This is a genomic window from Dolichospermum sp. FACHB-1250 (assembly GCF_014696335.1).
Lineage (GTDB): Bacteria > Cyanobacteriota > Cyanobacteriia > Cyanobacteriales > Nostocaceae > Dolichospermum > Dolichospermum planctonicum.
Genome location: NZ_JACJPZ010000028.1, coordinates 57,013 through 63,611 on the forward strand (window position 1 = coordinate 57,013; position 6,599 = coordinate 63,611).

7 protein-coding genes and 1 pseudogene are annotated in these 6,599 nt (G+C 38.1%); 4 read left to right on the top strand and 4 right to left on the bottom strand.

Annotation, left to right across the window (positions count from 1 at the left end; all coding sequences use genetic code 11):
- The first annotated feature begins 38 nt into the window (after nt 1-38).
- Nucleotides 39-1,175 (top strand): glycine cleavage system aminomethyltransferase GcvT, encoded by a 1,137-nt coding sequence (gcvT, locus tag H6F39_RS11895; protein WP_190396765.1) that lies wholly within the window; start codon nt 39-41, stop codon nt 1,173-1,175.
- A gap of 120 nt (nt 1,176-1,295) precedes the next feature.
- On the top strand, nt 1,296-1,685 hold the full coding sequence (gene gcvH / locus H6F39_RS11900; RefSeq protein ID WP_137907841.1) for a glycine cleavage system protein GcvH: 390 nt from the start codon (nt 1,296-1,298) through the stop codon (nt 1,683-1,685).
- Between the two features lie 53 nt (nt 1,686-1,738).
- Here gcvH and H6F39_RS11905 read toward each other — a convergent pair whose 3' ends face one another.
- The gene (locus H6F39_RS11905) at nt 1,739-2,566 is read right to left on the bottom strand and encodes a class I SAM-dependent methyltransferase (RefSeq protein WP_137907840.1); all 828 of its coding nucleotides are present in this window, start codon (nt 2,564-2,566) and stop codon (nt 1,739-1,741) included.
- A gap of 155 nt (nt 2,567-2,721) precedes the next feature.
- Here H6F39_RS11905 and H6F39_RS11910 point away from each other — a divergent pair, with 155 nt between their 5' ends.
- Nucleotides 2,722-3,027, top strand: a complete 306-nt coding sequence (locus tag H6F39_RS11910; RefSeq protein ID WP_206753553.1) for a hypothetical protein — start codon at nt 2,722-2,724, stop codon at nt 3,025-3,027.
- A 50-nt stretch (nt 3,028-3,077) separates the two neighbouring features.
- Here H6F39_RS11910 and H6F39_RS11915 read toward each other — a convergent pair whose 3' ends face one another.
- The 3 genes from H6F39_RS11915 to H6F39_RS11925 all read right to left on the bottom strand — a co-directional run bounded on the left by H6F39_RS11915 (nt 3,078) and on the right by H6F39_RS11925 (nt 6,010).
- Nucleotides 3,078-4,223, bottom strand: a complete 1,146-nt coding sequence (locus H6F39_RS11915) for a beta-ketoacyl-ACP synthase (RefSeq protein WP_137907859.1) — start codon at nt 4,221-4,223, stop codon at nt 3,078-3,080.
- Nucleotides 4,224-4,357: 134 nt separating this feature from the next.
- Nucleotides 4,358-5,110 (bottom strand): peptidylprolyl isomerase, encoded by a 753-nt coding sequence (locus H6F39_RS11920; protein WP_137907838.1) that lies wholly within the window; start codon nt 5,108-5,110, stop codon nt 4,358-4,360.
- A gap of 330 nt (nt 5,111-5,440) precedes the next feature.
- Nucleotides 5,441-6,010 carry a photosystem I assembly protein Ycf4 gene (locus H6F39_RS11925; RefSeq protein ID WP_028082775.1) on the bottom strand — a complete coding sequence of 190 codons (570 nt, stop codon included), beginning with the start codon at nt 6,008-6,010 and terminating at the stop codon, nt 5,441-5,443.
- 467 nt (nt 6,011-6,477) lie between these two features.
- Between H6F39_RS11925 and H6F39_RS11930 the strand changes: the two are divergent.
- Nucleotides 6,478-6,599: pseudogene (locus tag H6F39_RS11930) on the top strand (photosystem II D2 protein (photosystem q(a) protein)); the annotation flags it as partial.

Genomic DNA, 6,599 nt, shown 5'->3' on the forward strand with positions numbered 1-6,599 from the left:
TTTGAATTCCTATTCCACGTAAATATAACTACCTACCTGTGGCTAATCCAGAAAATACAAACCAATCTCTAGCGCGAACCCCTTTATATCAAATGGGTGTAGAACTTAAAGCCAAATTTACCAGCTTTGGTGGCTGGGAAATGCCCATACAATATAGTAGTATCATAGAAGAACACCACAGTGTTAGAAATACGGCGGGAATGTTCGATATTTCTCACATGGGTAAATTTATCCTCCAAGGTCAGAACCTGATTTCCCAACTTGAGTATTTAGTTCCTTCAGATTTAACTCGTTTACAACCTGGACAAGCACAATATACCGTTTTACTAAACCATCAAGGTGGAATTATTGACGACATCATTATTTACTACCAAGGTGCAGACAGTTTTGATACGCAAAAGGTTGTAATTATCGTCAACGCTGCAACCACTGATAAAGATAAAACATGGATATTAGCGCATCTTGATCCAAATACAGTTGAATTTCAAGACCTTTCACGGGATAAAATTTTAATTGCTGTTCAAGGTCCAACAGCTACTAATCATCTTCAATCTTTAGTCACAGACGATTTATCAGCAATTAAGGCTTTTGGACATTTAGAAACAACCATTTTCGGAAAATACGCATTTCTCGCTCGGACAGGTTATACAGGAGAAGATGGTTTTGAGGTCATGGTAGATTCCGCTGTGGGTATAGACTTGTGGCAAAATCTATATAATGTTGGTGTTGTTCCCTGTGGACTTGGTTGTAGAGACACCCTGCGCTTAGAAGCTGCAATGGCACTTTATGGACAAGACATTGATGATACCATTACACCTCTAGAGGCTGGTTTAGGTTGGTTAGTACATTTAGATACTAAAGGTTATTTTATAGGAAGGGAAGTTTTAATACAGCAAAAAGCCGAAGGAGTACCGCGTAAACTCGTAGGTTTACAAACGGAAGGACGGAATATTCCCCGTCACGGCTACCATGTATTATCACTGGGTAAAGTCGTAGGAGAAGTAACAAGTGGTACTCTATCCCTGACACTTGGTTATCCCATAGCTTTGGCCTATGTTCCCAGTCAGTTAGCAACGGTCAAACAACAGCTAGAAGTGGAAATTCGCGGTAAAGCTTACCCCGCTGTAGTTGTGAAACGCCCATTTTATCGCTCAAAAAATCGTGTTATTAAGTGATATAGCATTTCCCACTTCAGTCAAGTAGAGGAATATAGTATAATCTTTGAGGTTTTTGAGGAATAATGAGTTTAGGTTACGCTCGTCACACTATTGTTTTAATATTGAAGAGAAAGTGATATGTCTTCTGAATATCCCCAGAATTTGCGATACTTAGATTCCCATGAATATGTTCGTCTGGATGACGACATTGCTACTATCGGTATTACTCAGTTTGCTATAGAACAATTGGGTGATATTGTCTTTTTAGAACTACCAGACATTGGTGATACTATTACCAAGGGAGATACCTTTGGTACTATTGAATCCGTAAAAGCCGTGGAAACACTTAATTCACCTGTTAGTGGCACAGTCATAGAACGTAATGAAGCTTTAATAAACGCTCCAGAACAAGTAGCGGATGATCCCTATGGCGAAGGCTGGTTCATTAAAGTGCGCGCTAATGATGCTGCTGAAATAGAGGACTCTCTTACAGCAGAACAATATCAGACTTTGGTAGAGGGTATGTAAGTAGTTTCACATTTATACATTCCGGAAAATCAAGAGGAATGGTATCAGTTAAACTATATCTCAGCTTTTTTAGCAACCTGAAAGGCTGAGATATAAGTGATTTGAATATTTCCTCTTAAGTTGTTTTCTATCTTTTTTCTTAATTCTGTAAATAAACAACTTCTGGTTTCTATATCTAGTTTTAGGTAAGGTGTATAAGTGCTTAAAAGTAGTAGAAAATCATCAATATAATAATTAGCTTTACATACTATTTGTTCAGAAACTAGATTTTTAAATTTACCTGAATTAATAGCTATTTGTCCTAATTTTTCAACTATCTGTTTTTGAGTTTTTATATCTTCGTACCTATCTAAAAATGGAGCATACTTTTGATAAATTTCCCGGAAAATTTGATATATTTCATATTCTGGTTGGGGAGTCATATTCCAAAGCAAAATTAAAGCACCGTCGTTTTTTAAAGCTTCTGCAATTCTGATATTACCAGATTTAGGATTAATCCAATGAAAAGAAGTTGCTGCTAAAACAGCATCAAATTTTCCAGGTTCTAGTTCCCATTCTTCAAAAGTGGTCTGCTGAATTTCTACCTGTGGGTACATTTCACAGTTTTTTCTTGCTAAATGACAAGCTGCTAAACTCGGTTCTAGACAAATCATAGAAAAGCCTAATTTAGCAAATGCTAAAGTTGCGTTTCCTGGTCCACAACCTAATTCTAGGATATTAGCTTTTGGGGAAATTTGAGCTATTTCTATAGCACCATTAATAATTTCTTCTGGATAGCAAGGTCTGAATTTATTATAAGCTTCTGCTACGTTGGAATACCAATTTTTTCTGGTTTCTAAATCTTGAGAATATAAGTTTTTAAGTATTTTAAATTCTTTCATAACTTATCCTTAAGTTAACTTTAATAAATTTAAGTAAGTCGGGAATTTCTGGCTTGATTGTCTAATTTTAAGCTAAATAAAATCAGAATATTTACGGATGTATATATTTAGATAATTCCTATATTTTGTAATTAATTATACTAATTTCCTTGAATATGTACACCTTGATTTTATCCCTTTGGCTAATTCTAATAATAACGGCCTTGTTTTTTGCAATATCTGTAATTCGTAGCCAAAAACGGCGTATATCTAAGGCTCAAAAAACCGGAAAATTAGATCCCAATCGTTTCACTTTTGGAAGTGCAGAAAAAAGGCTTTGGAAACAATTATTAATGCTATTACAATCAGATAATGTAACTGCAGAAAGACTTTTGAGACATGAACAAAATAAGCATCCAGGTAAATCAACCAAGTGGTATTTAGAAAAAGTTATTTTTAATTTAAAACGCGATCGCCATTAACTGGTAATATACAGTAATTAATCAGCTAAAAAAATCTCACTAGTAGAATATCAGGTTTTCAGATTTCCTAAAGCTATAACAGCATTTTGTCCACCAAAACCAAAGCTAAAACACAGAACATTCTTAATTTTACTTTCTTGTGCTGATCTAATCAAGTTTAAATTAAATTCTGGTTGCTGAAGTCCTACACAGGGAGGTAATATATTATTCCGCAATGCCATTAGTGAAAACGCTACACCTAAAGCCCCCGATGCTCCCAATGTGTGACCTGTGCTACCTTTAGTAGAACTAATTGCTAATTTTGCTGGAAATAAACTTTGGATAATTTTACTTTCCATGCGGTCATTTAATTGGGTAGCTGTACCATGGGTATGAATGTAGTCTATAGCTGCTGCTGTCATCTGACTACGTTCTAAACATTGCTTAATTGCGACCATAGCACTTTTGCCCTCTGGTTCTGGAGATATACCATGATATGCGTCCGCTGTCAAGCCAAAACCTAATATTTCCCCATAAACCTTGGTTTGACGTTGACTTGCCAACTCCCCAGATTCGAGGATAAATACAGCACCACCTTCACCTAATACTAAGCCTTCCCGGTATAAATCAAAGGGATATGCTCCTGTTTTCCCTAAAGCCCCCATTTGCTGAAATCCGGCAATTGTTAGAGGTGTAATAGCTGCTTCTACTGCACCAGCTATCGCTATTTGATACTCACCGCTTTTAATTAACATAGCAGCTTGAGCGATCGCCCAAATTCCTGTTGCACAAGCGCCCATTGGTGCTAGAATTGCCCCTGATGCTCCTATTTGTCGGGCCACAGCGATCGCATTCATTTGGGGTAAAGTGTTTAACCAATTGTCTAAATTTGCTCCTCCCGCTTGTTCATGTATGTTTTGCGCCATCATTTCCCAGGACGCTTGATAACCACGACTAGAACCAATGACTACAGCACAATCAGGTAAAGGCGGTACTAATTGGGCATCTTGTAAAGCTGATGTCACAACTATTTCCGTTATGGCGCTTAACGTCGTAGGTTTTTCAGCAATTAAGCCTAAAGGAATCACCCCCAATTCTGGAAATAGTTGATGTAATTTAATCCCAGTTTTAGCAATTAGTAGATTTTGCCAACTATCTTCCAGATTTTTGCCTAAAGCAGAAACTAAACCAATACCAGTAACAACAACCTTAACCAATTTGAGATTTGAGATTTGAGATTTGAGATTTGATGTCAAAATTCACAAGTGACAAGTCAGCAGTGGGAATACTTGAAAAATGGGGAATAAAATCCAATTATCAATGATGTTTCCCACTGACTAATGACCAATGACTACTCAGGACTTTTCAGATTTTCCGCACCCTGGGTGACTTTTGCCGACTCAATGCGATCGCCTTGTTTAATGTTATTAACTACATCAAAGCCTTCAGTTACATTACCGAATACAGCATAATTACCATCCAAAAATGATAAATCTGCTAAAGCGAAGTAGAATTGAGAAGAAGCAGAATCAGGCATTTGTGATCGGGCCATAGCGATCGATCCTTGCTTATGCTGTAACTCTGGCTTCTCAGTAATTGTCTGACTGTAAATAGGCTCATTTGCGCCTTTGGGCTTAATTTCTAAAGGTATACGGCGCTCACTCCCAGTTTTAGCATCAATATAACCACCTGTTCCCAGTCTATTGGCAGGAAATTTCGGGTCTTTGCTTTGTGGATCTCCACCTTGAGCGACAAAAGGTTGAGGATCACGGACAACGCGATGAAATACTAAACCATCATAAACACCTTTTTGCACTAAATCCACGAAATTACCCGCAGTAATTGGCGCATTTATGCCATCTAATTCAATCGTAATTGGTGCGCCATTCACTGTCATCACCACTGTAGCTTTACCTTCGAGCCGTGGTAAATCTTTGATACTGGGAATACTCTCATTAGTAGTTTTTGATACTGTTTCTGTGCTTGTAGTAGCTGTTGAAGTTGGGGATGTATTAGAAGATTCTATACCGCTCGTACATCCTCCCAAAGTCAAAGCAAAAATAATCAACCAAGCTACAAAAAATTGTGGAAATTTTAATTGCATTGTTAGTGACTGAATCAATCAAAGTTAGGACTTACGGAAGATATATAGCATTTCCTATCCTACTTAGGTACAGGAATCAGGAATGAACCGCGTACCTCAGTGGACTAAAAAAACTTAAAAACCTATTCCTCGGTAGGGGTAATATCCTGCGGGATCTTGCTACATGAATTACCTCTACTTTCCTTCAGTTTTGCGTAAATCCTCAAAGCATCCGATCTTTTCTGGCAGAAATGTGGAATTTTGGATTTTAAACCGTGAAAACAACTCTGATCAGATCGAGCATGATCATTATTGATTGATCAGCAATCCAAAATCCAAAATCCAAAATTTCTAGAGTCCTTCTAAGGATACTCCCAAAAAACGAGCTAATTGGGCACCTTGAGTTTCCAAATCAGCCAAAGACAAGGGTTGACCCACTCTGGTGAGGGGAATATCCCGTCTACCCTTAAGCCGGAGATACAAAGCGCGTTGAGGATTAAGACCTTCCTTAATCACAATACGCACGGATTGTACATCTTGGATACGTCCGTCAATTTGGATTTCACGGTTTTTCCCCGGAAAACCCCAGCGAAAGATTTTTAATTTCCCCGTTTCCCGATTGAACTCATTATAGCCGCCGCCTAAATCCCATAAGATCACCAGCCACAGATATAAGGCTAATAGCAAGCCAGCAGCACCGTATAATCCCATCACCAATCCTTGAGGGACAAATATCAGTTGGGTGGGATCAGTAACTATGAGTAAATTAACCTTGAGATAACTGGAGATACTAGCTAAGAAAAAACCACTGGCTCCCATAGTAACAATAGTTGCCCACCAGTAGTTGCTGAACCGACGTGAACCCAGAACCTTTTGATAGAGAAGGTTCTCGCCTTTGTTAATCGTTGTTGATACCGTCATGAAACTACCTTGGACTATCTTTCTCAAGTTTGACACTCAAGCCGTCTTAATTGCAAGTTATCAAGGATATTATGGGCTTTGGGGGATAAGGGAGAATTTTTTCTGTCTTCTGATTCTGAGAAAACTTGTGTCAAATTGTTAAAATTCTGATATTGATAGGATTGGAGATAGTAAATATTTAATTTTCTTGCCCGTATCCAGCGCAAACCCCGGTGAATGTGATAAGTTAAGAATCATTAAGCTAACAAAACCCAGATTACTGGTTAATGGTGGCTGAACATGACATAATTCTAAAGAAGTGATGACTTTTTTAAGTAGTCAGTTCTCACAATCTCACATTCTCAAAGGCTGCTGAGATTGGAAAAAACGTTGAATTTCTTACGGTAGTTACCATAAATTGGTAGAATCGCCGGAACACAGCTTAAAAAACGTAGCAATTTTAGTAAAAAACCAAGGATTGTAGTCAAATGACCATCGCAGTTGGACGCGCCCCCAGTAGAGGGTGGTTTGACGTATTAGACGACTGGTTAAAGCGCGATCGCTTTGTATTCGTAGGTTGGTCAGGAATATTACTATTCCCCTGCGCCTT

Bases quoted from the DNA above. Each gene is read 5' to 3' on its own strand.
- gcvH (WP_137907841.1), top strand. From the start codon at position 1,296: ATGTCTTCTGAATATCCCCAGAATTTGCGATACTTAGATTCCCATGAA.
- H6F39_RS11905 (WP_137907840.1), bottom strand. From the start codon at position 2,566: ATGAAAGAATTTAAAATACTTAAAAACTTATATTCTCAAGATTTAGAA.
- H6F39_RS11910 (WP_206753553.1), top strand. From the start codon at position 2,722: ATGTACACCTTGATTTTATCCCTTTGGCTAATTCTAATAATAACGGCC.
- H6F39_RS11920 (WP_137907838.1), bottom strand. From the start codon at position 5,110: ATGCAATTAAAATTTCCACAATTTTTTGTAGCTTGGTTGATTATTTTT.
- H6F39_RS11925 (WP_028082775.1), bottom strand. From the start codon at position 6,010: ATGACGGTATCAACAACGATTAACAAAGGCGAGAACCTTCTCTATCAA.